The sequence below is a fragment of the Microbacterium galbinum genome, from assembly GCF_023101185.1.
GTDB lineage: Bacteria > Actinomycetota > Actinomycetes > Actinomycetales > Microbacteriaceae > Microbacterium > Microbacterium galbinum.
This window is the reverse complement of the sequence record NZ_CP078077.1, coordinates 2,082,907-2,106,495: the sequence shown is the minus strand read 5'-3', so window position 1 is coordinate 2,106,495 and position 23,589 is coordinate 2,082,907. Positions and strand designations below refer to the sequence as shown.

The following is a 23,589-nucleotide window of genomic DNA, read 5'->3' as shown; positions in this document are numbered from 1 at the left end:
ACGTCCTGAGGACTTCATCATCATGTCGAACATCGCACTTCTCGAGCGTCCCGCCACCGCCCCGCTGCGCACCGTTCCCGCACGCACCGAGGCAGACGCACCGTTGAACACCGCCGCCGATCTTCCCGCCGCCCGTTCGCCGCGCGGCTTCGCCCTCTACGTCGGTCTCGACGAGATCAAGGCCGCCGAGGCCGGCGTGAGCCTTCCGCTGCTCGTCGACGCCCTCCGCCGCACGCTCGCCGAACTCGCCCCCGGCGCCGAGACGCACGCCACGGTGGCCCTCGCCCCGCACGGCTCCGGCGGCAAGGACCTCGACGTGGTGCGTCTCGCCCTGCACGAGCCCGGTGCGATCGCCCGTACCAAGGCCGCGGCCGAGGACGACGCTGTCGACGAAGAGGGCGGCGTGACGGTCGACATCTCGCGCAAGCGCGTGCTCATCGACGGCGAGTCCGCGGCGTTCACCTACAAGGAGTTCGAGCTGCTGCAGTACCTCGTGCTCCGTGAGGGCCGCACGATCGAGCGGTCGGAGCTGGTCTCGGCCCTGTGGCAGGCCCAGGACGACGAGACGCCCGGTGAGCGTACGATCGACGTGCACGTTCGCCGACTGCGCGCCAAGCTCGGCCGCTACGAGGACATCGTCCGCACCGTGCGCGGCATCGGCTACCGCTTCGATCGCCACGCCGATGTCGTCATCCGCTACGGACACGGCACCCCCTCGCCCGACCGCTTCTGATCCGCACGCCCACCGCTCTGTCGGACGCCCGACGTAGGGTGGGCGCATGACGATGACAGCGGATGCCGATGCGGCCGAGGCCGCGCGCGCTCCGCACGAGATCGTGTACCGACCGGAGCATCCGCTCGACCTGCTGCGGACCGTGGGGATGCTGCGTCGCGGACGGAACGACCCCACGACCGTCATCGACGGCGGCGTCATCTGGCGCGCTCTGCGCACCCCCTCCGGCATCGCGACGATCGCACTCCGCGCCTCTTCGGGAGAGGTGCGGGCGACCGCCTGGGGCCCGGGAGCCGGCGATGCTCTCGACCGGGCCCCCCGGCTCTGCGGGGCCGACGACGACGCAGAGGGCTTCGATCCGACCCGGCATCCGCTGATCGCCGATGCCGCCCACCGTCACCCCGGTCTGCGGCTCACGCGTACCGACGAGGTGTTCGACGCGCTCGCGTGCGCGATCATCGAGCAGAAGGTCACGGGCATGCAAGCCTTCGGGGCCTGGCGTTACCTCGTCACCCGCTACGGCGAGCGCGCCCCCGGCCCGACCCCGCGGCCGATGCACGCCGCTCCCCCGCATTCCGTCTGGCGCACGATCCCGTCATGGATCTGGCAGCGCGCCGGCGTCGAGCCGCCGCAGTCGAAGACGCTCGTGCGCGCGGCGCAGCGCGGCGACAGCATCGAACGCGCCACGCGCGCCGCAGAGACCGGCGTCGACCGCGACCGCGTGCTCACCAGCCTGCCCGGGATCGGCCTCTGGACCTCGGCCGAGACGCGCATCCGCGCGCTCGGAGATGCGGATGCCGTGAGCGTCGGCGACTATCACCTGGCGCACCAGGTCGGTTATGCACTGACCGGCACGCGCACGGACGACGACGGGATGCTCGCGCTCCTCGCCCCGTGGGCGGGCCATCGGCAGCGGGTGCTCCGCCTCATCCACGCCAGCGGCGTGCAGGAGCCGCGCCGAGGTCCGCGCCTCGCGCCCGAGGACCACCGCGCCCGCTAGCCCTAGGCTGTGACCATGAACCCGTCTCGTCGTCGACTCGCGCTCCGCCTGATCGTCACCGTCGGCCTGCTGGTACTGGGCGTGGTGATCGGCCTGATCTTCCAGAACGTCTGGCTCGGCGTGCTGCTCGCCGCCATCGTCTGGATCGGGTGGTTCCTCGGCTACGAGTCGCGGCGCGGGCACAAGGCCGGCGTCAACGACGAGGACCACGGCATCGAGCTCTGATGCCCCTCCTCGATCATCTCGGCATCACGGTCACCGACCTCGAACGCGGGCGCGCCCAGTTCGCCCCTGTGCTCGCCGCGCTCGGCTTCGCGATCGGTCACGGCGACGATCACTCGCTCTCCTGGAACAAGGATGACGAGACGGAGCTGATCCTCATGGCACCGCGCGACGACGACCCCGAACCGCACCGTCACGGACGCGTCGGCTGGCAGCACCTGGCGTTCGCCGTCGGCTCCCGCGAGGACGTCGAGCGACTGCACACCATCGCGGTCACCGCCGGCTGGACACCCGTGCGCGAGCCCAAGGAGTACCCGCGCTTCACCGAGCGGTACTACGCCTCGTTCGTCGAGGACGACGGCGGCATCCGCATCGAATTCATGCACAACCCTCCGCGCGACGTTTGACACCCGAGGTCAGATGACCGGCGACGCCTCGACCTCGGCGGGACGATCCGTGAACGCCGTCTTCGGCACGAAGACGAGAGTGACGGCCGCCACCAGGGCAGTGACGCCGCACACGATCCACACGGTGAAGTACCCGGCGAGCGACCCGGCGGTGCCCTCGGCCGCCGCACCGGCCGACTCCGCCACGCCGTTCAACAGCGCGATGCCGAACACGCACGATGCGATCGCCCCGCCCACGGTCTTGACGGAGTTCGTCAGGCCGGTCGCCACGCCCGTCTGCGTGGCGGGCGCACCGGATGCCGCCGCCGCGGGAAGCGCAGCCACGAGCGCTCCGGAGCCGAGCCCGGCGATCACCATGTTCGTCACGACCTGCGCGTAGGTGTCGTGGAACGGCAGGAACAGCAGGAACCCGATCCCGACCAACAGCGACGCGCCCATCAGCGTGAGCCGGGGCGTGGTGCGACGGGCGACCAGCGGGAACAGGAGCGCGCCGGCGATCATCGCGATGAGATAGAGCCCGATGATGAGCGAGGTCTGGAAGCCGGAGGTGCCCAGCCCGTAGCCGTGCACACCCGGGTCCGTGCGCGCGAAGGTCGACAGCGGAGCCTGCGCGCCGAGCACGCTGACGCCGAACAGACCGGCGGTGAGGAACACCGGGCCGAGGGCCGGTGAGCGGAACATGCGCACGTCGATCAGCGGATCGTCGCGGCGGAGCTCCCAGAGCACGAACGGCACGACCAGCACGATCCCGAGCAGCACCACCGCCCACGACCACGGGTTCACGAGGCCGCCCTCGAGGCGCAGCAGGCTGAGTCCACCGGTGAAGCACACGAGGGCGAGCGAGATGAGGATGAGCCCGACCGTGTCGAACGCACCGCCCGTGGGGTCGGGCGACTCCTTCACCCCGAACAGGATGACGAAGAAGCAGACGACGATGAGGATCGCCGGCACGAGGAGCACGACCGTCAGCGGCAGCACGTCGACGAGTGCACCTCCGGCGAGCGCCCCGAGGATCGCTCCCCCCTCGAGGGCGGCGACGAGGAGACCGGCGGCCTTCGCCGTGATCGTGGAGCGCCCCTCCATCCGGCGCGACCGCGACCAGATCAGGGCGATCTCGAGCGGGAGCCAGACGACGTAGAAGCCCATGAGCGTCCACGCGACGAGGAAGACCCCGAACGAGTCGGTGAACGGCAGCACGAGTGCTGCCGCGGCGGTGAGGGCCGTCGAGATCAACAGCATCCACTTGTGGCCGACCATGTCGCCGAGCTTCGCGAAGGCGGGCACCACGAGGGCCGACAGCATGAGCTGCGTGCCCTCGAGCCAGTTCACGTCGGCGTCGTGGATGCCGAGGTGCCGGGCGATGTCCGTGAGCATCGGGGTGTAATATCCCTGCAGCACGCCGCTGGTGAACTCGACGAACGCGAGGTAGCCGACGACGGCGGCCAGAGTGCCGAGTGTGCGCGTGCGCGTCATCGCGACTCCTGCTTCTCGTGGGGCCCCCGGACCCATCGAGGGGCGACTGAGATCACACTAGCCGTTCGAGGAGTGCGCGATGGAACCGCTCTCCCCGCGCGAGGGCAGCGATCTCGACGTTCTCGTCGACGCCGTGGATCGATGCCCGCTGAGCGTTCGACATCTCGAGGGGAGCGAAGCGGTACACCGCCGGGGAGAAGCGATGGAAGTGCCGGGAATCCGTCGCCGCCATCATCACGTACGGCACGGCCGGCACGCCCGGATGCGAGATCTCGAGCGCCTCGGCGAGCAGCGCGAACTGCGCGTTCTCGGTCGACGATTCGGGCGACGGTTCGCTCGCCTCGACGACCTCGACCTTCACGAGCGGGTCGCGCACGCGCCGACGCACGCGCAGCACCGCCTGCTGCGTCGTCTCTCCGAGCGCGATGCGCAGGTTGACGGTGGCGGATGCCTGCGACGGGAGCACGTTCGCCGCGGTCCCGCCCGACTGCATCGTGGGCGCGACGGTCGTACGCACGAGCGCCGCCGGCTCTCCCCCGAGCGCGGCGAAGACCCGCGCCGTGAGCAGCGGCGCGGAGGCGAGCACCCGGAGCAGGTGCCGCGCCGACCCGGGCGTCTGGTCGGCGAGGCGCGACAGCATCCGGAGGATCGCCGTCGACGCCCGCGGCCGGAACGTCGTGGGGCCCAGCCGATCGACCGCGCGCGCGATGCGCCGCACCGCCGTGAGGGTCGGTGGGGCGGAGGCATGACCGCCGTCCCCGCGGGCCGAGAGCCGCACGGTCATCACGCCCTTCTCGCCGACGCCGATCATCGCCGCACGCCCGGGTACGAACGGCAGGGGTGCATCGACCACCGCTCCTCCCTCGTCGACGACGAGCCAGGGAACGATGCCGCGGTCGCGAAGCACCGCGGCGATCTCCTGCGCCGCGTGCCCGTAGGTCTCCTCGTTGCCACCGAACGACAGGTAGACATCGCGCGCAGGGACGAAACCGTCGACGAGCAGGTTCTCGACGGCTTCGAGCACGACGATCAACGGCCCCTTGTCGTCGAGCGCGCCCCTCCCGTAGACGATGCCATCGGCGATCACACCGGCGAAGGGAGGATGCGTCCAGGCATCGCTCTCGTCGACCGGGACGACGTCGTAGTGAGCCATCAGCACGACCGGCCCATCGGATGCCTCCGCTCTCCCGCGCCAGTGGAAGAGGAGCCCGAAATCGGTGTGGCGCTCGAGCGCGAGACTCTCGTGCGTCAACGGGTACAGCTCGGCGATCAGGGCGACGAAGGCGTCGAACGGCTCCCGCCCCCGCTCTTCGAGCTCGGCCGAGACGGTCGGCAGCTGGATCATCCGCGAGAGGCGTTCATCGATGCCGGGGCGCACGGTGGGGGTCACGTTCGCCATCGTATCGACCGTGTCCGCCTCCGCAGGAGCGAGGAGGAGAATGGAGGGGTGAGCCTCTTCGCCTTCGCCCCCTCCCGTGGACCGCGTTGGCCCCTCGCCCTCCAGGCCGCGATCGGCATCGCGGCACCGATCGCCGTGTCGACCGTCCTCGGCCAGGCACCGCTCGGCTACATCGCCGCCTCCGGTGCCTTCACGGTGCTCTACGCGGGCTCCGCCCCGGTTGTCGATCGTGCGCGCGTGCTGCCGATCATCGCCGTCTCGCTGCTCCTGAGCGCCGCCCTCGGCATCCTCGTCGCGGGGAACACCCTCGTCGTGAGCATCGGTGTCGTGGTGGTCGCGACCGTGAGTGCGGCTCTCGCGTTCGGTTTCCGGCTCGGCCCTCCCGGACCCCTGTTCTTCGTGCTGGTCTACGGCCTGTCCGCCCACGTCGTCGCCTCCGGAACGATCGACCCGTTCGTCTATCTCGCAGCCCTCACCGGCGGTTGCCTGTTCTCGTACCTCGTCGCCCTCGCGCCGCTCGCGCTCCCCCGCATCCGGCGGATCCGGGCGCGCCCGATGCGAGAGCTCCTCCCCGGGCCGGCCTGGAACGCGGATTCCCGGATGCTCCTGCTCCGCGTCGTCATCGTCGCGATCGTGGGCGTGCTGCTCGGCCTCGTGATCGATCCCGATCGCACCTACTGGATCGTCGGTTCGGCCGTCGCCGTGATCGGTGTGGCCGCCGCACGACGCGCCGCCTTCCAGCGCGGGCTGCATCGGATGCTCGGCACCGTGGTCGGTGCCGGCCTCTACATCCTGCTCGCGCTGCTGCACCCGGCCGGCATCTGGCTGGCCCTGCTACTGGGGCTGCTGCAATTCTCGATCGAGCTCGTCGTGGTGCGCCACTACGCCCTCGCCCTCGTGTTCATCACCCCGCTCGTGCTGCTGCTGACGGGCGCGGCGACCGGAAGCATCGGGTCGCTCGACGTCGCGGGCGAGCGGATCGTCGACACGATCGTCGGCGCGGTGCTCGGCGCCGCCTCGGGTGTGCTGCATCCGCGGGCGGAGGCGAGGGATGCGTGAGGGCGCGCCTCCCCTCCACCGATGACGACCTGAGCGAGTTTTCCACCGATCGTGCTGAGCGGTCTGAACAACCGTGCGAGCCTTGGCAGGATGGACGCGACGACGCACACGAGGGGGATGATCGCCATGACCGAGCCGCAGATCTGGACGATGATCGGCGCGTTCGCTGCGCTGATGTTCGGCATGATGACGATGGTCTCGACCGTTTTCATCCGCGTGCTGCGAGCAGAGCTCGGCGGCTTGCGCGCCGAGATGAACTCTCGCTTCGAGATCGTCGGGCACCGCATCGACGGACTCGACCGCGACGTACAGGCGCTCGTGAAGCGCAACTTCGGCCTGGACAGGGAGTGACCGACGTTCGCGGCACCGGGTCTCGAGGCATCCGGATCGTTCCAGGCCGCCGATGTGATCTTCGTCGAGGCCAACGACGTCGACACCGACGCGGTCGCCGCCTGGCTCGCCGAGTCGCGCGCGATCCAGTGGGACTACGAGAACATCCGCAGGAATCGCGGCCTCGTCAAACGCACCGCGTTCTGAGCGGCGCCTCGCGACCGAGTCCTGGCGGCGGGAACACGAACCTGCGCCCGGCGGTTGCATCGGTGGAGGCATCCGCCGAGAGGAGACGCACATGGAGCTGACGCTCGTGACATCGGCGTTCTGCGGTGCGTGCGCGCGCACTCGCGCCGTCCTCGCCGACGCCGTGCGGTTCCTGCCGGATGCGACCGTGACCGAGATCGACGTGGCACGCGATCCCGACGCGGCGGAGTCCCTCGACATCCGCTTCACCCCGACGGTCATCATCCGGGCGGCGAACGGCGAGACGGTCTTCCGCGCGGAGGGCGTGCCGACCGTCCCGCAGGTGCTCACCGCCGCGGTTCGCGCTCTCCCCGCCTGAACCGGGACGCGCTCGCCGACCTCTCTTGTGCGCGGTGACGGACCGACGCAGACTGATCGTGCCTCGAACCCGGGGCATCCCTCTCACCAGGAGCAGTCATGGCGAATCTCAACCCGTACCTGTCGTTCCGCACCGACGCCCGCCAGGCGATGGAGTTCTATCAGAGCGTGCTCGGCGGAGACCTCGACATCAGCGTGTTCGGGGACTTCCCCGACATGGTGCAGGATCCCAGCCAGAAGGACCTGGTCATGCACGCGCAGCTCACCACGCCCGACGGCCTGGTGCTCATGGCGTCCGACACCCCCGACGGGATGCCCTACCAGAAGCCCGCCGGGATCTCGGTCTCACTCAGCGGCAACACGCAGGCGCGCACCCAAGAGGTCTGGGACAAGCTCGCCGAAGGCGCGACCATCACCATGCCGCTCGACGTTCCGCCGTGGGGCGGAACGTTCGGGATGCTCGTCGACCGGTTCGGCATCGACTGGATGCTGCACGGCGACCCCGAGGAGTGACGCGCGTCAACGCAGGGCGTGCGCCTCGATGAACGCGCGCAGCGCGTGCTCGTCGTCGGCCATCTCGGTGACGTGCTGGGGGGCGCCGAGCATCTCGCGGAGTTCCTTCGAGTAATCGAGCTCGACACCGATGGCCTCGTTGATCGTCTCGGCGAACTTGTGCGGCTTAGCGGTCTCGAGGACGAGCATGGGCACACCCTCCTCCACGTACTGACGCGCCACCTTCACGCCGTCGGCCGTGTGCGGGTCGATGATCTCCTCGGTCGAGGCGTACACCGAACGGATGGTCTCGAGCCGGTCGGCGTGCGTCGACGTGCCACTGACGATCCCGTACTCGAGCGCGAAGCGCGGCTGATCGCCGGCGAAGTCGAAGTAGCCCTGCTCATCGAGGTCGCGCCAGGCGCCGACGACGCGCTCGGGGTCACGGCCCACGAGCTCGAAGATGAAGCGCTCGAGGTTCGATGCCTTCGAGATGTCCATCGACGGGCTCGACGTCGCGAGCGTCTGCGCCGCGTTGCGCGGCCGGTAGACACCCGTGCGGAAGAACTCGTCGAGCACGTTGTTCTCGTTGGCGGCGAGCACGAGGCGGCGGATCGGCAGCCCCATCTGCTTCGCGAAGAAACCGGAGAGGATGTTGCCGAAGTTGCCCGACGGAACGGTGAACGACACCTCGGTCGGGCCGTCGGCATCCGTCGCCCGCAGCCACGCCCAGAAGTAGTAGACGACCTGTGCGGTGATGCGCGCGAGGTTGATCGAGTTCACGGCCCCGAGGTTCTGCGCCCGCTTGAAGTCGAGGTCTCCGGCGAGGTGCTTGACGAGGTTCTGGCAGTCGTCGAACACGCCCTCGACGGCGATGTTGTGCACGTTGTCGTCGTCGAGCGAGAACATCTGCGCCCGCTGGAAAGCGCTCATGCGGCCCTGCGGCGAGAGCATGAAGACCGAGACGCGCTCCTTGCCGCGCAGCGCGTGCTCGGCGGCGGATCCGGTGTCGCCCGAGGTCGCTCCGAGGATGTTGAGCACGGATCCCTTGCGCTCCAGCGCGTACTCGAGCACCTGCCCGAGGAACTGCATCGCCATGTCCTTGAAGGCGAGCGTGGGGCCCTCCGAGAGGCCGACGAGCGTGAGACCGTCGCCGATCGAGCGCAGCGGCACCACGTTGCCCGGGAACGGCGCGTAGGCCGCCTCGGTCATCCGGGCCAGGTCTTCGCGCGGGATGTCGGTGGCGAAGAGGCCGAGCACCTCGGTCGCGAGCTGCGGGTAGGTCAGTGCCCGCCAGCGCTCGAGCGTCTCGGTGTCGACGGTCGGCATCTCGGCCGGGACGGCGAGCCCTCCGTCGGGCGCGAGGCCCTCCAACAGCGTCTCGCTGAACGGCTGCGGCTGCATGCCGCCGCGGGTGGAGATGAACTGCACGTTGGCTCCTCGGTTCGGGACTTCGGCACGTCCATTCTCGCAGGACGTCGGGCGCGTCGATGACGCGATGACGGATGCCGCCGCCGGCGCCTCCGGAACGAACCGTCAGAACAGCGACGCGGGCAGCGCACCCTCGTGCTCGAGCAGCCAGCGCTTGGCCTCGAGACCGTGGCCGGGGACGCCGCCCGAGTACCCGCCGAGACCGTCGCCCGCGACGACGCGATGGCACGGCACGATGAGGGGCACCGGATTGGCGCCCATGATCGATCCGATCCCCCGGGCGGGGACCTCGGTGCCGCTCCGGGCCGCGAGGCCGCCATAGGTGAGGGTCTCGCCGTGGCCGACGGTCTCGTGCAGCACCGTCAGCACGGCCCGTGTCGCGACGGTCTGCTCGCCGAGCTCGATCGGGAGGTCGAACCGCGTCAGCCGACCGGTGAAGTACGCGGTCAGCTGCCCGAGGGCTTCGCTCAGCAGCGGATCCGGGCCGACCTCGGCCCCGGCCGGGGCCTCGGTGATCCACGTCACGCGCGTGACCGCCGTGCCGTCACTGACCACTCCGATGACTCCCACCGGCGTCGGCAGCGTTCCGAACCACGACATGCCCCGGGCTCCCTCCGGCCGCAGCCCGCAGAGGATCAGACGAGTTCGGAGACGAGGGTCTCGATCCGGGCGCGGATCTCATCCCGGATCGGGCGCACCGCGTCGATCCCCTGCCCGGCCGGGTCGTCGAGCGTCCAGTCCTCGTAGCGCTTGCCGGGGAAGAACGGGCAGGCGTCGCCGCATCCCATGGTGATGACGACATCCGATGCCTGGACGGCCTCGGTCGTGAGCACCTTCGGCTGCTCGGCGGTGATGTCGATGCCGAGTTCGTTCATCGCCTCGACCGCGACCGGGTTGATCGCGTCGGCGGGCATCGATCCGGCCGAGCGCACCTCGATGCGGTCTCCTGCGATCTCCCGCAGGAATCCTGCGGCCATCTGCGAGCGGCCGGCGTTGTGCACGCACACGAACAGGACCGAGGGCTTAGCGGCAGCGGAGGTCATGATGCCAGGATAGGCGGCTCAGATCCACCCGCGCTCCTCGGCGAGGAGAACCGCCTGCTGGCGGGTCGCGACCGAGAGCTTGCCGAGGATCGCCGAGACGTGATTGCGCACGGTTCCCGGGGCGAGCGAGAGGATGCGGGCGATCTGCCCGGTCGTCTCGCCGCGCCGCCCCGCACGCAGCACGTCGAGCTCGCGATCGGTCAGCGGCGAGCGCTCGTCGCTGAGGGCATCGGCGGCGATCTCCGGATCGACGTACTTGCCGCCGGCCGCGACCTTGCGGATGACCGCGGCGACCTCGTTCGCTCCGCGGGACTTGGGGAGGAAGCCCGACACCCCCGATGCCAGCGCACGACGCAGCACACCCGGCCGCGCGTGGCGGGTGACGACGACGCAGCGGGTCGCGATGGCGCGATTCAACCGCTCGGCGACCCGCACGCCGTCGAGGCCCGGCATCTCGAGGTCGAGCAGGCACACGTCGGGCTCGAGGCGCAGCGCCTCGGCCACCGCTTCGTCGCCGTCACCGCACTCCGCCACCACATCGATGTCGTCTTCGAGCCGCAGCAACGCGGCGAGCGCCGACCGGATCATGCCCTCGTCGTCGGCCAGCAGCACGCGGATCATCGCGCGTCCTCCGCGGGGACGGTCGCGGTGACGACGAACTCCCCGCCGTCGTCGCGCACCTCCAGCGCTCCGCCGACCTCGGCGAGACGGCGGCGGATACCGTCGAGGCCCGAGCCATCGGCATCCGATTCCTCACCCTCCGCACGGTCGTTCGCGATCGTGTACCGCCAGTGCGAGCCGTCTCGAGCGAGGGTGAGCCGTGCCCGCGCGCCGCCGCCGTGGCGCAGGGCGTTCGTGGTCGTCTCGCGGATCACCGGCCCGAGGGCGGATGCCGGCGCGGATGCCGCGTCCGGGGCGATGCGCGCCTCGACCTCGAGGCCCGCGGCGGTGAGCAGGTCGCGGGCGTTGGCGAGTTCGTCGCCCAGCGGCACCGAGCGGAAGCGGGTGGCGAGGTCGCGCGTGCCCTGCCGTGCGTCGTCGACGCTGGAGCGCGCCGCGCGGAGCTGCTCCATGCCGGCATCCGCGTCGACGGGCATGAGTCGCTCGGCGAGTTCGAGCTGCAACGCGATCACCTGCAGATGGTGCCCCTGCAGGTCGTGCACGTCGGTGGCGACGCGCAGACGCTCCTGGGTGGCCGCGAGCCTGACCTCGGAGGCTCTGGCGCGGTCGAGCGTGTTCAGCACATCCCACCACCACAGCGTGCTCACCGTCATGATCGGCAGGAGCGCGGTGTAGAAGATCGGCATCCACCACACGGCTGCCGCCTCGTCGTGCGCATCGATGAATCCGAGCGCCCCCATGACCAGCACCGCCGCGATGGTCACGCGGTACCGCACACCCGCCGGCCAGTTCAGCAGCGCGAGCGACTGGACGATGGGCATGAGCGCGAGCTGCCAACTGCCCAGCGCGATGCCCGCGACGACGCCGAACGCCACCGCGACGGTCATCGGCAGGAGGATGCTCCGCCATGCGACGCCGGGCTCGGCATCGACGCGGTGCCGGTAGTCGCGCAGCAGGAGCGCGGTGGACGCCCACCAGATCAGGCCGCCGATGGCCACGATCATGCCGGGCACGATGCTCTCGGGCTCGGCGAACGCGAGCACCGTCCAGAAGAACACCAGCATGAGTTCGAGGAACAGCACACCCGACACCGTGTACCACCAGGTGGCGATGATGCCGCGCGCGAGTTGGCGGGCTCCGGGTGTCGAGGGGGTGCTCACCCCACCACCCTAGAGCCGTGACAGTTGTCACCCCTCGGTCGTGCGGAGCGCGTGGATTCCGGTGACACCGCGGCACTGCCGCGATCGGGCCCCAGCGGGTGAACTGGATGCATCGCAACGGAGAGACCGTTGCCACACAGACCCGGAGGACACCATGAACCTCATCGAGACCTTCCAGAACCTGGTCGCCCAGGTGCCCGAGCTCGTTCAGCCGCTCATCGTCGCCCTCGCGGGCGCCGTCCCGTTCATCGAGGGAGAGGGCGCCGCCTCGATCGGCATCATCGGCGGCATCCATCCCGTCGTCGCCGCCATCGCGGGCATCGTCGGCAACTTCCTCTGCGTGCTGGTGCTCGTGCTCGCCAGTTCCGGCGCACGGCAGGCGATCGTGCAGCGCAACCGCTCCCGTCAGCTCGTCGCGGCCGGCGGCGACGCAGCGGCGATCGAGACGCCGGAGGCGGCGAGCCCGCGCAAACAGAAGTTCCAGAACGCTCTTGAGCGCTACGGCGTTCCCGGGGTGAGCCTGCTCGGCCCGCTGCTGCTGCCGACGCAGTTCACGGCGACGATGCTCGCCGCGACCGGCGTGAGCAAGACGCGGATCCTCTTCTGGCAGGGACTCGCGATCGTCGCCTGGACCACGCTCCTGACGATCATCGTCGGCGGCGCCGTGCACGTGATCGCCTGACGCGAGATCTCCGGAGGGAGATGAGGGGCGGCATGTGGGGACCGCCGCCCCTCGGGTGTGGTGCCCGAAGCACCGACGTGATCGGGGAGATCACTTGAGGGCCCTGGGGAAGGGCCCGTCGAGTACAACGAGGGGCGTCGGAGAATCTGACGCCCCTCGTTCGCGGCGTTTCGGCGACCTGACAGAATGGACGCGTGCACCCGTCCAGAAGACCCGCCGTCCTGCGCGGGTTCGCGGCATCCGCCGTGGCGATCTTCGTCGCACTGGCCGGGCACGTCACCGCCGGCGGGGCGATGCCGGGGCCGCTCGGAATCCTCGTGCCGTGGGTGCTCTCGTTCATGGTGTGCGTGCTCCTCGCCGGCCGCCGGCTCTCGGTCATCCGGTTGAGCATCTCGGTGGCGGTCAGCCAGTTCCTCTTCCACACGCTCTTCGTGCTCGGCACGATCACGCCGTCGGGCGTCGTCGCCCCGCACGTGCACGGTGCCCCGCTGGTGCTCCCGGCCGCCGGCGCGATCCCGGATGCCGTCGTCGCCGACGGCACCATGTGGATCGGACACGTGGTCGCCGCCGCCCTCACGATCGCCGCTCTGCACCGCGGTGAAAGGCTGCTCCTCGGTCTGCGCGATCTCGCGCAGCAGAGCATCCGCTGGGTGCAGCGTCGGGTCGCCTCGGCGACCTTCGTGCCACCCGCGCGCCCGCTCGCGGCCCCTTCCGTCTTCTCCTCCCCCGTCGCCCTGCGCGATGCCCTGCTGCTGTCGACCCTGCGCGGTCGAGCGCCACCCCTCTCCCCCGCGATCTGATCCGCGCCTGCGGCCTCTGCGCCGTCAGGTGATCACGCCTGCGCCGGCACGCTGCCGCGCGGGCATCCGAACGCACATGCGGCGTCGGCTTCCCGGCGCCCGTTGAGAGGTCTGTCATCCATGTCTCCTGCCCGCAGGTTCGCGGTCGGGATGGCGGTGGCGGCTGTCGCGGTGTTCGCGACGGCCGTGCCGGCATCCGCCCATGATTCGCTCGTCCACAGCACGCCCGAAGCCGACGAGAGTCTGGCCACGGCGCCCGAGAACATCACCCTGACGTACTCGGGCGAGCTGCTCGTGCTGGGCGATTCCACCCAGGGCGCGGTCGTGCTCGTGATCGACGAGAGTGGTCGCGATTGGGCGACCGGCGACGTGGAGGTCTCGGGTAACACCGTCACCGCCACGGTCGAGCCCGGAATGCCCGATGCCGGGTACCAGGTGCGCTGGCAGGTGGTCTCGGAGGACGGGCATCCGATCTCGGGCATCGTCCCGTTCACGATCGGCGACGCCGAACCGATGACGGCGACGCAGGCACCGACGGATGCCGATGCTCCCTCGTACGTTCCGGACGCCTCGGATCCCACGGATCAGTCCACTGATGAGACCGACGGCGGCCTGCGGTTGCTGCTCGTCGGCGGCGCGGGTGCGGCGATCGCCGTCGTCGCCCTCGTCCTGTATCGAATCCTCCGCCGTCCGAAGACGGCACCCGCCGCGTCCGCCGAGGGCGACGCCGCGGAAGAGAAGTGAAAGGCATTTCCATGAACACCCCCACGAAGAACCTGTCCCGTCTGACCGCGCTCGTCGCCGTCTCGCTGCTCGCCCTCACGGGATGCGCCGCTGCCGAGACGCCCACCGAGGCGGCCCCCGCAGGCGAGACCGTCACCATCGAGGACGCCTGGGTCAAGGCCACCGACGAGGACATGTCGGCGGCCTTCGGCACGCTGACCAACAGCGGCACGGATGCAGTCACGATCGTGTCGGCCGAGACCGACGCCGCCGGCATGGTCGAGCTGCACGAGACCGTCGAGAACGAGGCCGGCGAGATGGTCATGCGCGAGATCGAGGGCGGTTTCTCTATCCCCGCCGGCGGTTCGCTGGAGCTCGTGCCCGGTGCCGACCACATCATGCTGATGGGGCTCACGGGCGCCCTCAGCGCGGGCGACGAGGTCACCGTCACCCTCACGTTCTCGGACGACTCGACGTACGCCTTCACCGCTCCGGTGAAGGACTACTCGGGCGCGAACGAGAACTACGAGGGCGACGACCACGAGGGCATGGACCACTGATGCCCCCGCGCACCGAGGGTGCGCGCTCCGATCGCTCCGGGTCGACCCGGCGGCAGTTCCTCCTCGGAGGGGCTGTCGCCGGTGTCGGCGCGGTCGCGGCGATCGGGGTCGACTACGCCCTGAACCGGCAGGACGCCGGCACCGCAGCCCCCGCTTCGACGCCGATGAACGGCGAGGAGACCGTGCCGTTCCACGGCACGCATCAGGCCGGGATCGACACCGCCGCGCAAGCGCACGGACTGTTCCTCGCCCTCGACCTGCTCGACACGACGGATCGCGACGGCCTCACCCGGCTGCTGCGCATCCTCACCGATGACGCCGCCCGCCTCACGCAGGGGAAGGCGGCGCTCGCGGACTCCGAACCGGAGCTCGCTGCGGCCCCCGCACGCCTGACCGTCACGTTCGGGTTCGGCCCGGGCCTCGTCGCGCGCGCGGCGGGGTCAGCACCGAGCTGGCTCGCTGGGCTGCCGGCCTTCTCGATCGATCGCCTGCAGCCCGAGTTCTCCGACGGCGACCTGCTGCTGCAGATCGCCGCCGACGATCCGCTCACGGTCGCGCACGCGGCGCGGATGCTGTTGAAGGACGCCCGCAGCTTCGCGTCGCTGCGCTGGAGCCAGCAGGGCTTCCGCCGCGCGTACGGCACCGAGCGCCCGGGCACGACCATGCGCAACCTGTTCGGCCAGGTCGACGGCACCGCCAACCCCGAACCGGGCACGACCGAGTTCGACTCCGTCGTGTGGGTCGAGGACGGATGGCTGGCCGGCGGCACCGGGATGGTCGTGCGCCGTACGCGGATGGACCTCGACAAATGGGATCGCCTGGATCGCAGCGGGCGCGAGGCATCCGTCGGTCGCACGCTCGCGAACGGCGCACCGCTCACCGGCACGCAGGAGTTCGACGAACCGGACTTCGACGCGACCACGGCGGTCGGTTTCCCCGTGATCCCGCCGTTCGCGCACATGCGTCGCGCCCGCGGCGTCGACGGCGAGAAGATCTTCCGTCGCGCCTACAACTACGACGAGCGTCCGGCAGGCGCGAGCGTGTCGGAGTCCGGCCTGATCTTCGTGTCGTTCCAGGCCGATATCGATCGGCAGTTCACGCCGATGCAGCAACGGCTCGCCGACCTCGATCTGCTCAACGAGTGGACGACGCCGATCGGCTCGGCCGTGTTCGCGATCCCGCCCGGATGCCGCGAGGGCGGCTTCATCGGCGAGACGCTACTGGGCGGCTCGTCGTGACGGTCACGGAGGCCGCGCCAACGGCCGCCTCCCGACCGGGCCGCGCGACGAAGCCCCGGTGGTTCGGGGCCCTGATGCTGCGGTTGCACTTCTTCGCCGGCATCCTGGTGGGGCCGTTCATCCTGGTGGCGGCGTTGAGCGGTGCGCTCTACGCGCTCACGCCGACGCTCGAGCAGGTCGTCTACGCGCACGAGCTGCACGCGCCGGCATCGTCGACGTCGCTCACGCTCGCTGAGCAGATCGGGATCGCCGAGGAACACGTCGGTGAGGAGGCGACGTTGTCGGCGGTGCGCCCCGCGCCCGAGCCGGGTGACACCTCGCGCATCCTGTTCGCGCAGGACGGGCTCGCCGCGAGCGAGTCCCGCGCCGTGTTCATCGACCCCGGCACGGGCGAGATCCGCGGAGACCTCACCGTCTACGGCACGAGCGGGGCGCTGCCGCTGCGCACCTGGATCGACAACCTGCACCGCAACCTGCAGCTCGGCGAGATCGGCCGGTACTACAGCGAGCTCGCGGCGTCGTGGCTGGGGATCGTCGTCGTGGCCGGCCTCGCGCTGTGGATCATCCGCATCCGCAAGGCGCGCGCGAAGCGCGATCTGCTGCGGCCGAACCCGAAGCACACCGGGTATCGGCGGGCCTTCGGCTGGCACGCGTCTCTCGGGGTCTGGGTCGTGCTCGGGGCGCTGTTCCTCTCGGCCACCGGCATCACCTGGTCGCAATTCGCCGGCGCGAACGTCTCGAGCCTGCGCGCCTCGCTCGACTGGGGCACGCCGCAGCTCACGACCGCGCTCGACGGAGCGGATGCCCCGGTCGACGAGCACGCCGAGCACCACGGGGCGGTGTCCCCTCCGACCGGTGCGGCGAATCCCGCCACCTTCGATGCGGTGCTCGCGATCGCGCAGCGCACCAACGTCGACACCGGGCTCGTGGAGATCACCCCTCCCCCCGCGCCGGGCTCGGCATGGGTCGTGCGCGGGATCAAGACGAGCTATCCGACCGAGGTCGACTCGGTCGCGATCGACGGCACGACGATGCAGGTCGTCGACCGGGTCGACTTCGCCGAGTTCTCACTACCGGCGAAGCTCGCGCGGTGGGGCATCGACCTGCACATGGGAGTGATGTTCGGTCTCGCGAACCAGATCGTGCTGTTCGTGATCGCCCTCGCGATCGCCGGGATGGTCGTGCTCGGGTACGTGATGTGGTGGAAGCGGCGACCGCCGCGATCGGCACGGAGGTTCGGGGGCTCGCCACCGCCGCGCGGGGTGCTGCGCGACGCCCCGTGGTGGGGGCTGGCGGCCGTCGCGGCGGTCGGCGCGGTGGTGGGACTGTGGCTCCCGTTGGTCGGCTGGACCCTCGTGGGGTTCGTGCTGATCGACGTGGTCGCGGGGCTCCTCTCGCGACGTTCGGCGTAGCCGCGGCATCCGCGCTTCGGGATCCCGGGGAACGGCGGCCGCGTAGGTTGGGGGAATGGATGCTTCCGATCTGCGCGGCCGCACGATCCTCGTCACCGGAGCGAACGCCGGCATCGGCTACTGGTGCGTCGAGCAGCTCGCGACCCGCGGGGCGCGGGTACTGCTCGGATGCCGCTCCGCCGAGCGAGCGGCGACGGCGGTCGACGCCGTTCGCACCCGGGTGGCGGACGCCGATCTGCGCGTGCTGCCCCTCGACCTCGGATCGCTCGAGAGCGTCGCGCAGGCGGCATCCGGCATCGGCGAAACGCTCGACGCCGTGATCTGCAACGCCGGCGTGAAGGCGGCGACACCCGATGCCCGCACCGCCGACGGGCTCGACATCATGGTCGGCACGAACTTCCTCGGTCATTTCGCCCTGATCGCACAGCTCGGCCGAGCACTTGCGCCCGACGCCCGGGTCGTGGCGGTCGGCTCGCTCGCGCACCGTTTCGCGCAACTCGATCCTGCGCACATCACCGCTCCCTGGCGCGGATCGTCGCTGCGTCAGTACGGCCGCTCGAAAGCGGCGCTCATGGCGTTCGCGTTCGAACTCAACCGCCGGTGGTCGGGATCCGGGCGCTCGTCGCTCTGCGCGCATCCGGGCTACGCGGTGGACCCACTCACGCCCGAACGGCCCGGTCTCGCCGCCGGCTCGCGCCTCATGCGGGCGCTGGCCCGTCCGACGCGCGCGCTCGTGCAGGGGAAGGACGCCGGCGCTCTGCCGATCGTGCACGCGTCGACGGCGACGGATGCCGCGGGCGGCGACTACTGGGGGCCGGGTGGGCTGCTCGAGTTCCGGGGAGCGCCGAAGCGAGTCGCCGCCTCGGATGCCGTGCGCTCACCCGCGACGGGGGCGGCGCTGTGGTCGGCCGCCGAGACGGCGACGGGGGTCGCCTTCCCGGCCTGAGCGATCAGCCCGGGGGCGGGATCGGCCGGCGAGCGGGATCAGCCGGCGAGCTCCGGGATCACCACGTTGACGGAATACGACGACCCCTCGATCTCGGAGATCGTGACGGTCGCGGCATACTGATCGCCGCCCTGGATCGCGGTGCACTCGAGGCTGTAGCCGTTGGACACCTCGTGCGATCCGCCCGGGCAGAGCACGCTCGGGCTCGGGAGCACGCCCGCGTCGGTCAGCGCCCGCGCAGCGGTGACGCCGATCTCCTCGGCGGTCAGAGTCAGGGTTCCACCGGCGTCGGTCGCGGGGCTCTCGCTCGGTTCGGGTGCGGGAGCATTGTTCGGGGCATCCGCGACCTGCACCGAAACCGTGACGTTCGTGCCGTCGACCTTCGTGAGGGTGACGTCGGCGTCGAACTCGGCACCGCTGGCCGGATCGGTGAGAAGGCACGGCACGACCGAGTCCTCCTTCAGGGGGATGCTGTCGTCGCCGCAGTCGATCTCGGGGCGCTGGCCGATCTCGGCCTCGAGCGCGTCCTCCGCGAGCGTCGCGATGTCGTCGGGCGACGCGGTGGCGGATGCCGAGAAGGTGCAGCCCGTGAGCGCCGTGGCGAGAAGGCCGGCAGCGGCGGTGAGAATGGCCAGTCGAGAAGTGCGCATGGAAGTGTCCCCCGTGTCGATGTCCCGCCCAGAGTATCGGCACGCCAGGTGCACGTCGCGTTCCCGCGCTCGGCGCCGCGGCATCCGTTCGATACTCGCCGAGCCACCCCTCAACGAGCGAGCCTCCCCTTTCCGCACCGCCCGCAGAGGGGTGGCTCGCGCAGAAAGGGGTGGCTCGGCGAGGGGTGGCTCGGGGACGGCGCGGCGAGGGTCAGACGGCCGGGGCCGGCTCCTCCTCCTCCGCGCGCGGAGTCACCCGCACGCGGGCGATGCGGCGGCGGTCGAGCTCGGCGACCTGGATCGTCGCGCCCGGCACCTCGACCGTGTCGCCGACGACGGCGAGGCGTCCGAGCTGTTCGGTGATGAACCCGGCGATCGTGTCGGACGAACCGCGGGGCAGCTCGAGACCGGTCGCCTCCTCGAAGTCCTGCAGGTTCAGACGGCCGTCGATCGCTCCGCCCGGGAGATCCATCTCGGCGGTGTCGTACTCGTCGAAGATCTCGCCGACGACCTCCTCGACCAGGTCTTCGAGCGTGACGAGACCGTCGGTGCCGCCGTACTCGTCGACGACGACCGCGATGTGGTGCCCGTCGGCGCGCATGCGTGTGAGGGTCGGCAGCACGCGGGCGGTCGACGGGATGTACGGGATGTCACGCAGCAGCGTCTGCACGGGACGCGACGGATCGTCGCCCGCCGCCTCGAACAGGTCGCGCACGTGCACGAAGCCGATGATGTCGTCGATCGACTTGTCGGCGACGGGGTAGCGCGAGAACGGCAGATCGCGCACCTGGGCCATCGCCTCGGCGGCCGTCGCGGTTTCGTCGAGCGCGACGACCTCGGGACGCGGCCGCATGACCTCGCTGATCTGACGTCCGCGCAGCGAGAGCACGTCGTCGAGGATGCGGCGCTCGTCATCGGGGAGACCCTGATGCGAGGCGACGATGTCGCGCACCTCCTCGTCGCTGAGCTCTTCACCGGTCTTGTTCGGGTCTCCGCCGAGCAGACGCACGAGCGCGTTCGTCGACACCGACAGCAGCCAGATCACCGGCCGCATGACGATCGCGAAGCCGTTGAGCGCGGGCGCCACGGCGTACGCGAACTGCGCATTGCGCTGGATCGCGAGGCGCTTGGGCACGAGCTCGCCGAGCACGAGCGACAGGTAGGCGATCACGAGCGTCAGCACGATCGTCGCGATCGTGAGAGAGATCGCCGGATCCAGACCCCACGACTCGAACAGCGGCGCGACGGACGGCGCGATCGAGGTCGCTCCGTAGGCCGCCGATGCGAAGCCAGCCACCGTCACGCCGATCTGCACTGCCGAGAGGAAGGTGTTGGGGTTGCGGGCCAGAGCCGCGACCTTCGCCCCGCGCTTGCCGCGCAGGCCGATCGCGTTGATCTGGCTCTCGCGCAGCGTGACGAGCGCCATCTCCGTCGCTGCGAAGACACCGCCGATCAGGACGAACGCGAAGACCAGGGCGATGTTCCAGAGCAGGTCGCCCATCAGCGGGTCACCTGCTCGGTGCGGGGGTGCGCGCCCGGGGTGAACCGGGCGCTCGTACTGTCAGAGTCCGAAGAGTCAGAACAGTGGGCGTTCAAGGAGGGCTCCTTATTTGTCGGTGTTCTCGGTGGCGGAGGCGACGGCCGCGGGATCGCGGCGCGTCTTGAGGAGACTGGCGACGGTGGCGACCGCGATGGTCGCACCGATGAAGAGCAGCGAGAACCAGATCGGGATCTCGGGCGCCCAGAGCACGGGCTCGCCGCCGTTGATGAAGGGCAGCTCGTTGACGTGCAGGGCGTGGAAGACGAGCTTCACGCCGATGAAGGCGAGGATGACCGCGAGGCCCTGCGCCAGGTAGACGAGACGCTCGAGCAGGCCGCCGATGAGGAAGTACAGCTGGCGCAGACCCATGAGCGCGAAGGCGTTGGCGGTGAAGACGATGTACGCCTGGTCGGTGAGCCCGTAGATCGCGGGGATCGAGTCGACGGCGAAGACGAGGTCGATGAACCCGATCGCGATGATCGTGAGCAGCATCGGGGTCACGAAGCGCTTGCCGTTCTTGACGACCGTGAGCTTGTCGCCGTTGTACTCGTCGCTGACCGGCAGGTGGCGGCGCACGAACGTCATGAACCGGCCGTTGGCGGGGTTGCTCTCGTGGTTGCTGAACGCCTGGCGGTAGGCGAGCACGAGCAGCAGCGCGCCGAACAGGTAGAAGATCCACGAGAAGTTCTCGATGAGCGTCGCGCCGACGGCGATGAAGATGCCGCGCAGGATCAGGGCGATCACGATGCCGATCATCAGCACCTTCTGCTGGTACTTCTTCGGCACGGCGAATCCGGTCATCACGATGAGGAAGACGAACAGGTTGTCGATCGACAACGCCTTCTCGGTCAGGTACCCGGCGAAGTACTCACCGCCGAAGGTCCATCCCGACACGACGCCGATGCCGACACCGAAGAGCAGCGCGAGGCTGATGTAGAAGATCGACCAGCGGGCGGACTCGCCGATCGACGGTTCGTGAGGTGTGCGCACGTGCGCGAAGAACTCGTACACGAAGAACGCGATCGTCACGGCGATCGTGATGATCCAGATCAGGGGGGTGACATCCATGAGGACTCCAGACTCGGCGTATGCGGCAGCAGCGCCAAAGTCTTCTCCATTCCTTCGATCAGGAACCGGCGGCCCGGGATGCGAACGCATCCGTAATGACGAAACCACCGTGGCGGAGTACTCCCCTTGGTGAGATCAGTCTAGAGCATGCGGACGGATGCTTTCTGACGAGGTGCCCTGAGACGCCAGTACGCTCGTCTGGCATGGAGTTCTTCCCACTCATCGAACGCTTCGTGTCTGCGCACTTTCCTCGGGCGGACGTCGTCGTCCTCGCCGGGAGCACCTCGCGATCGCAGCGGACTCCGACGAGCGACATCGACCTCCTGATCCTCGGTGATCATCTCTTCGACGACGGCCACGAGAGCCTCGCCGCGACCTATCTGTTCGAGGGCGAGGTCTTCGAGGTCTTCGCCTACACGTCCGCGGGTTACGAGATCTGGGCGACGAGAGGTCTGGAGCAACACCGACCGGTGATCGTGCAGATGCTTCTCGACGGCGTCACCGTGCGGGGAGACGAGGAGCGTGCCGGTTACCGACGCGCATGGGAGCCTCGATACGCCGAGGGGCCCGTACTCACCCCGGTGGAACGCGACCACCGCCGGTACGTGATCACCGACATCCTCGACGACTTCGTCGATGCGACCGATCCCCTGGAACTGCACGTGCTCGCGTCAGCGCTCTTCGAGCGGACGGCGGAACTCGTCCTCCTGACGAATCATCGATGGATCGGCGCGGGGAAGTACCTTCCTCGGCGTCTTCGAGAGTTCGATCCCGAGCGCGCCGAGCGCCTGAGCGCTCCTCTTCTCTCGAACGATCACGCCGCGTTCGCCGGTCGCGTCCGCGAGGAACTCGAGCGCGCGGGCGGTCGCTTGCAGGCGGGGTACTCCCGCTGACCTGCGACCGCGGAATTTCCGCGTGCTTCTTCGCGTTAGTTGAAATGTCAATCAACCGAAAGAAGCACCATGCTGATCGCCTATTGGATCGTCGCCGGCATCCTCTCCCTCGCCTATGTCGCCGCCGGAGGAGTGAAGGTCGTGCAGCCGCGCGAGAAGCTCGCCGCCGCCGGCCTCGCCTGGGCACCTGACTTCCCCGCGTGGTCGGTGAAGGCCATCGGCGCATGAGCCTGACACCTGCGGCCGGCGCGTGGCGCGCGGCATCCGTCTCGACCGCCGGCGCGGCACCCGATGACACGCGCATGGACACCGTCGAACTGCTCGTGCGCGATCTCGACGCCATGACCGCGTACTACCAGCAGGCCGTCACGCTCGACGTGCTCGACCAGTCCGGAGCCACGGCCACCCTCGGCCGAGGCACGCAGAAGATCATGCGGCTCCGCCAGGAGAAGGACCTGCCGAACGCGAACCCGCGCGGCGCAGGGCTCTATCACACGGCGATCCTGTTCCAGGATCAGCACCAGCTCGCGGCATCCCTCCTGTCGATGGCCGAGCGCGTTCCGCAGACGTTCACCGGCTCCGCCGACCACCTCGTCAGCGAAGCGTTCTACTTCACCGACCCCGAGGGCAACGGCCTCGAGCTCTACCACGACCGTCCGCGCGACGAGTGGACGATCCTGCCCGACGGCGGGGTGCAGATGGCCTCGCTCGCCCTCGACCCGAACGCGTTCCTGCAGCAGTGGTTGACGACGGATGCCGCGACCACCGGCGACACGGCGGCGATCGGTCACGTGCACCTGCAGGTGGGAGACATCCCCTCGGCGAAGGCGTTCTACGCCGGAGTGCTGGGGTTCGATGTGACGGCCGATCTCGGCAGCGCCCTGTTCGTCTCGGCGGGCGGCTACCACCACCACATCGGCATGAACACCTGGCAGAGCGCCGGGGCAGGGCCTCGGGCAGCCTCGCTCGGCCTCGGCGATGTGCGCATCGTCGTGCCCACCCGCGACGACGTCGAGGCGCTCGCCGACCGCATCCGCTCGCACGGCGTCGACGGCGCCGACGATGGACACGCGCTACGCCTCGCCGACCCGTGGGGCACGCGCCTCGTCATCACGCCGGACGCCCCCTGACGGCATCCACGCA

The 23,589-nt window shown here is 69.9% G+C and carries 29 protein-coding genes; 19 read left to right on the top strand and 10 right to left on the bottom strand.

Features of this window, described 5'->3' with window-relative positions:
• Positions 1 to 22 precede the first annotated feature (22 nt).
• Genes KV396_RS10260 through KV396_RS10245 form a run of 4 tightly spaced genes read left to right on the top strand, consistent with a single transcriptional unit; the run spans position 23 to position 2,362 of the window.
• Complete coding sequence (locus tag KV396_RS10260) at positions 23 to 733, top strand: winged helix-turn-helix domain-containing protein (RefSeq protein ID WP_247623280.1); 711 nt, start codon at positions 23 to 25, stop codon at positions 731 to 733.
• A 46-nt stretch (positions 734 to 779) separates the two neighbouring features.
• Positions 780 to 1,733, top strand: a complete 954-nt coding sequence (locus KV396_RS10255) for a DNA-3-methyladenine glycosylase family protein (protein WP_247955658.1) — start codon at positions 780 to 782, stop codon at positions 1,731 to 1,733.
• Positions 1,734 to 1,748: 15 nt separating this feature from the next.
• Positions 1,749 to 1,958 (top strand): hypothetical protein, encoded by a 210-nt coding sequence (locus KV396_RS10250; protein ID WP_247955657.1) that lies wholly within the window; start codon positions 1,749 to 1,751, stop codon positions 1,956 to 1,958.
• Positions 1,958 to 2,362, top strand: a complete 405-nt coding sequence (locus tag KV396_RS10245; RefSeq protein ID WP_247955656.1) for a VOC family protein — start codon at positions 1,958 to 1,960, stop codon at positions 2,360 to 2,362. The genes KV396_RS10250 and KV396_RS10245 overlap by 1 nt, the downstream gene beginning before the upstream one ends.
• A 9-nt stretch (positions 2,363 to 2,371) precedes the next feature.
• Here KV396_RS10245 and KV396_RS10240 read toward each other — a convergent pair whose 3' ends face one another.
• Entirely contained in the window at positions 2,372 to 3,835 is a 1,464-nt protein-coding gene (locus tag KV396_RS10240; protein ID WP_247955655.1) for an MFS transporter, read from the bottom strand.
• A gap of 52 nt (positions 3,836 to 3,887) precedes the next feature.
• Complete coding sequence (locus KV396_RS10235) at positions 3,888 to 5,234, bottom strand: M20/M25/M40 family metallo-hydrolase (protein ID WP_247955654.1); 1,347 nt, start codon at positions 5,232 to 5,234, stop codon at positions 3,888 to 3,890.
• A 48-nt stretch (positions 5,235 to 5,282) separates the two neighbouring features.
• On the opposite strand from KV396_RS10235, the gene KV396_RS10230 reads away from it, so the two are divergent.
• The 5 genes from KV396_RS10230 (at position 5,283) to KV396_RS10215 (ending at position 7,700) form a co-directional block, all read left to right on the top strand.
• On the top strand, positions 5,283 to 6,293 hold the full coding sequence (locus KV396_RS10230; RefSeq protein ID WP_247955653.1) for an FUSC family protein: 1,011 nt from the start codon (positions 5,283 to 5,285) through the stop codon (positions 6,291 to 6,293).
• 51 nt (positions 6,294 to 6,344) lie between these two features.
• Positions 6,345 to 6,644 (top strand): hypothetical protein, encoded by a 300-nt coding sequence (locus KV396_RS10225; protein ID WP_247632827.1) that lies wholly within the window; start codon positions 6,345 to 6,347, stop codon positions 6,642 to 6,644.
• Between the two features lie 54 nt (positions 6,645 to 6,698).
• Positions 6,699 to 6,830, top strand: a complete 132-nt coding sequence (locus tag KV396_RS16820; RefSeq protein ID WP_282185337.1) for a hypothetical protein — start codon at positions 6,699 to 6,701, stop codon at positions 6,828 to 6,830.
• A 91-nt stretch (positions 6,831 to 6,921) separates the two neighbouring features.
• Complete coding sequence (locus KV396_RS10220) at positions 6,922 to 7,188, top strand: glutaredoxin family protein (protein WP_247623288.1); 267 nt, start codon at positions 6,922 to 6,924, stop codon at positions 7,186 to 7,188.
• Positions 7,189 to 7,286: 98 nt separating this feature from the next.
• A complete protein-coding gene (locus KV396_RS10215) occupies positions 7,287 to 7,700 on the top strand; it encodes a VOC family protein (protein WP_247955652.1) in 414 nt (137 codons plus the stop codon).
• A gap of 6 nt (positions 7,701 to 7,706) precedes the next feature.
• On the opposite strand, the gene thrC is transcribed toward KV396_RS10215, so the two are convergent.
• From thrC to KV396_RS10190, 5 genes are all read right to left on the bottom strand, one after another.
• Positions 7,707 to 9,110, bottom strand: a complete 1,404-nt coding sequence (gene thrC / locus KV396_RS10210; RefSeq protein WP_247955651.1) for a threonine synthase — start codon at positions 9,108 to 9,110, stop codon at positions 7,707 to 7,709.
• A gap of 105 nt (positions 9,111 to 9,215) precedes the next feature.
• Positions 9,216 to 9,710, bottom strand: a complete 495-nt coding sequence (locus KV396_RS10205; RefSeq protein WP_247955650.1) for a methylated-DNA--[protein]-cysteine S-methyltransferase — start codon at positions 9,708 to 9,710, stop codon at positions 9,216 to 9,218.
• Between the two features lie 35 nt (positions 9,711 to 9,745).
• Entirely contained in the window at positions 9,746 to 10,153 is a 408-nt protein-coding gene (locus tag KV396_RS10200; RefSeq protein ID WP_247955649.1) for an arsenate reductase ArsC, read from the bottom strand.
• 18 nt (positions 10,154 to 10,171) lie between these two features.
• A complete protein-coding gene (locus KV396_RS10195; RefSeq protein WP_247955648.1) occupies positions 10,172 to 10,774 on the bottom strand; it encodes a response regulator transcription factor in 603 nt (200 codons plus the stop codon).
• On the bottom strand, positions 10,771 to 11,934 hold the full coding sequence (locus KV396_RS10190) for a sensor histidine kinase (protein WP_247955647.1): 1,164 nt from the start codon (positions 11,932 to 11,934) through the stop codon (positions 10,771 to 10,773). The genes KV396_RS10195 and KV396_RS10190 overlap by 4 nt, the downstream gene beginning before the upstream one ends.
• A 154-nt stretch (positions 11,935 to 12,088) precedes the next feature.
• Between KV396_RS10190 and KV396_RS10185 the strand changes: the two genes are divergently transcribed.
• From KV396_RS10185 to KV396_RS10155, 7 genes are all read left to right on the top strand, one after another.
• Positions 12,089 to 12,616: a small multidrug efflux protein gene (locus KV396_RS10185; protein ID WP_247623295.1), complete on the top strand. Its 528-nt coding sequence runs from the start codon at positions 12,089 to 12,091 to the stop codon at positions 12,614 to 12,616.
• A 194-nt stretch (positions 12,617 to 12,810) separates the two neighbouring features.
• Positions 12,811 to 13,416 carry a hypothetical protein gene (locus KV396_RS10180; protein WP_247623296.1) on the top strand — a complete coding sequence of 202 codons (606 nt, stop codon included), beginning with the start codon at positions 12,811 to 12,813 and terminating at the stop codon, positions 13,414 to 13,416.
• A 120-nt stretch (positions 13,417 to 13,536) separates the two neighbouring features.
• Entirely contained in the window at positions 13,537 to 14,160 is a 624-nt protein-coding gene (locus KV396_RS10175; protein WP_247955646.1) for a copper resistance CopC family protein, read from the top strand.
• Between the two features lie 11 nt (positions 14,161 to 14,171).
• A complete protein-coding gene (locus KV396_RS10170; protein ID WP_247955645.1) occupies positions 14,172 to 14,699 on the top strand; it encodes a copper chaperone PCu(A)C in 528 nt (175 codons plus the stop codon).
• Positions 14,699 to 15,937 (top strand): Dyp-type peroxidase, encoded by a 1,239-nt coding sequence (locus KV396_RS10165; RefSeq protein WP_247955644.1) that lies wholly within the window; start codon positions 14,699 to 14,701, stop codon positions 15,935 to 15,937. The genes KV396_RS10170 and KV396_RS10165 overlap by 1 nt, the downstream gene beginning before the upstream one ends.
• Complete coding sequence (locus KV396_RS10160) at positions 15,886 to 17,349, top strand: PepSY-associated TM helix domain-containing protein (RefSeq protein WP_407665597.1); 1,464 nt, start codon at positions 15,886 to 15,888, stop codon at positions 17,347 to 17,349. The genes KV396_RS10165 and KV396_RS10160 overlap by 52 nt, the downstream gene beginning before the upstream one ends.
• 55 nt (positions 17,350 to 17,404) lie before the next feature.
• On the top strand, positions 17,405 to 18,295 hold the full coding sequence (locus KV396_RS10155; RefSeq protein ID WP_247955643.1) for an SDR family NAD(P)-dependent oxidoreductase: 891 nt from the start codon (positions 17,405 to 17,407) through the stop codon (positions 18,293 to 18,295).
• A 38-nt stretch (positions 18,296 to 18,333) separates the two neighbouring features.
• Here the strand turns inward: KV396_RS10155 and KV396_RS10150 are convergent, their stop codons facing one another.
• The 3 genes from KV396_RS10150 to KV396_RS10140 form a co-directional block, all read right to left on the bottom strand.
• Entirely contained in the window at positions 18,334 to 18,945 is a 612-nt protein-coding gene (locus KV396_RS10150; RefSeq protein WP_247955642.1) for a DUF4333 domain-containing protein, read from the bottom strand.
• A 211-nt stretch (positions 18,946 to 19,156) separates the two neighbouring features.
• The gene (locus tag KV396_RS10145) at positions 19,157 to 20,446 is read right to left on the bottom strand and encodes a hemolysin family protein (RefSeq protein WP_247632840.1); all 1,290 of its coding nucleotides are present in this window, start codon (positions 20,444 to 20,446) and stop codon (positions 19,157 to 19,159) included.
• Between the two features lie 105 nt (positions 20,447 to 20,551).
• Complete coding sequence (locus tag KV396_RS10140) at positions 20,552 to 21,553, bottom strand: TerC family protein (protein ID WP_247955641.1); 1,002 nt, start codon at positions 21,551 to 21,553, stop codon at positions 20,552 to 20,554.
• A 20-nt stretch (positions 21,554 to 21,573) separates the two neighbouring features.
• Here KV396_RS10140 and KV396_RS10135 point away from each other — a divergent pair, with 20 nt between their 5' ends.
• The 3 genes from KV396_RS10135 to KV396_RS10125 all read left to right on the top strand — a co-directional run bounded on the left by KV396_RS10135 (position 21,574) and on the right by KV396_RS10125 (position 23,576).
• Complete coding sequence (locus tag KV396_RS10135) at positions 21,574 to 22,446, top strand: nucleotidyltransferase domain-containing protein (protein WP_247955640.1); 873 nt, start codon at positions 21,574 to 21,576, stop codon at positions 22,444 to 22,446.
• A 69-nt stretch (positions 22,447 to 22,515) separates the two neighbouring features.
• Positions 22,516 to 22,674: a hypothetical protein gene (locus KV396_RS10130; RefSeq protein ID WP_247955639.1), complete on the top strand. Its 159-nt coding sequence runs from the start codon at positions 22,516 to 22,518 to the stop codon at positions 22,672 to 22,674.
• On the top strand, positions 22,671 to 23,576 hold the full coding sequence (locus tag KV396_RS10125; protein WP_247955638.1) for a VOC family protein: 906 nt from the start codon (positions 22,671 to 22,673) through the stop codon (positions 23,574 to 23,576). Before KV396_RS10130 ends, KV396_RS10125 begins: the two co-directional genes overlap by 4 nt.
• The last annotated feature ends 13 nt before the right edge of the window (positions 23,577 to 23,589 follow it).

What these genes read in the sequence shown, in the direction of transcription:
- KV396_RS10260 (WP_247623280.1), top strand. Translation starts at nt 23, where the DNA reads ATGTCGAACATCGCACTTCTCGAGCGTCCCGCCACCGCCCCGCTGCGC.
- KV396_RS10255 (WP_247955658.1), top strand. Translation starts at nt 780, where the DNA reads ATGACGATGACAGCGGATGCCGATGCGGCCGAGGCCGCGCGCGCTCCG.
- KV396_RS10250 (WP_247955657.1), top strand. Translation starts at nt 1,749, where the DNA reads ATGAACCCGTCTCGTCGTCGACTCGCGCTCCGCCTGATCGTCACCGTC.
- KV396_RS10245 (WP_247955656.1), top strand. Translation starts at nt 1,958, where the DNA reads ATGCCCCTCCTCGATCATCTCGGCATCACGGTCACCGACCTCGAACGC.
- KV396_RS10240 (WP_247955655.1), bottom strand. Translation starts at nt 3,835, where the DNA reads ATGACGCGCACGCGCACACTCGGCACTCTGGCCGCCGTCGTCGGCTAC.
- KV396_RS10235 (WP_247955654.1), bottom strand. Translation starts at nt 5,234, where the DNA reads ATGGCGAACGTGACCCCCACCGTGCGCCCCGGCATCGATGAACGCCTC.
- KV396_RS10220 (WP_247623288.1), top strand. Translation starts at nt 6,922, where the DNA reads ATGGAGCTGACGCTCGTGACATCGGCGTTCTGCGGTGCGTGCGCGCGC.
- KV396_RS10215 (WP_247955652.1), top strand. Translation starts at nt 7,287, where the DNA reads ATGGCGAATCTCAACCCGTACCTGTCGTTCCGCACCGACGCCCGCCAG.
- KV396_RS10205 (WP_247955650.1), bottom strand. Translation starts at nt 9,710, where the DNA reads ATGTCGTGGTTCGGAACGCTGCCGACGCCGGTGGGAGTCATCGGAGTG.
- KV396_RS10200 (WP_247955649.1), bottom strand. Translation starts at nt 10,153, where the DNA reads ATGACCTCCGCTGCCGCTAAGCCCTCGGTCCTGTTCGTGTGCGTGCAC.
- KV396_RS10195 (WP_247955648.1), bottom strand. Translation starts at nt 10,774, where the DNA reads ATGATCCGCGTGCTGCTGGCCGACGACGAGGGCATGATCCGGTCGGCG.
- KV396_RS10185 (WP_247623295.1), top strand. Translation starts at nt 12,089, where the DNA reads ATGAACCTCATCGAGACCTTCCAGAACCTGGTCGCCCAGGTGCCCGAG.
- KV396_RS10175 (WP_247955646.1), top strand. Translation starts at nt 13,537, where the DNA reads ATGTCTCCTGCCCGCAGGTTCGCGGTCGGGATGGCGGTGGCGGCTGTC.
- KV396_RS10170 (WP_247955645.1), top strand. Translation starts at nt 14,172, where the DNA reads ATGAACACCCCCACGAAGAACCTGTCCCGTCTGACCGCGCTCGTCGCC.
- KV396_RS10165 (WP_247955644.1), top strand. Translation starts at nt 14,699, where the DNA reads ATGCCCCCGCGCACCGAGGGTGCGCGCTCCGATCGCTCCGGGTCGACC.
- KV396_RS10160 (WP_407665597.1), top strand. Translation starts at nt 15,886, where the DNA reads ATGCCGCGAGGGCGGCTTCATCGGCGAGACGCTACTGGGCGGCTCGTC.
- KV396_RS10155 (WP_247955643.1), top strand. Translation starts at nt 17,405, where the DNA reads ATGGATGCTTCCGATCTGCGCGGCCGCACGATCCTCGTCACCGGAGCG.
- KV396_RS10150 (WP_247955642.1), bottom strand. Translation starts at nt 18,945, where the DNA reads ATGCGCACTTCTCGACTGGCCATTCTCACCGCCGCTGCCGGCCTTCTC.
- KV396_RS10145 (WP_247632840.1), bottom strand. Translation starts at nt 20,446, where the DNA reads ATGGGCGACCTGCTCTGGAACATCGCCCTGGTCTTCGCGTTCGTCCTG.
- KV396_RS10140 (WP_247955641.1), bottom strand. Translation starts at nt 21,553, where the DNA reads ATGGATGTCACCCCCCTGATCTGGATCATCACGATCGCCGTGACGATC.
- KV396_RS10135 (WP_247955640.1), top strand. Translation starts at nt 21,574, where the DNA reads ATGCGGCAGCAGCGCCAAAGTCTTCTCCATTCCTTCGATCAGGAACCG.
- KV396_RS10130 (WP_247955639.1), top strand. Translation starts at nt 22,516, where the DNA reads ATGCTGATCGCCTATTGGATCGTCGCCGGCATCCTCTCCCTCGCCTAT.
- KV396_RS10125 (WP_247955638.1), top strand. Translation starts at nt 22,671, where the DNA reads ATGAGCCTGACACCTGCGGCCGGCGCGTGGCGCGCGGCATCCGTCTCG.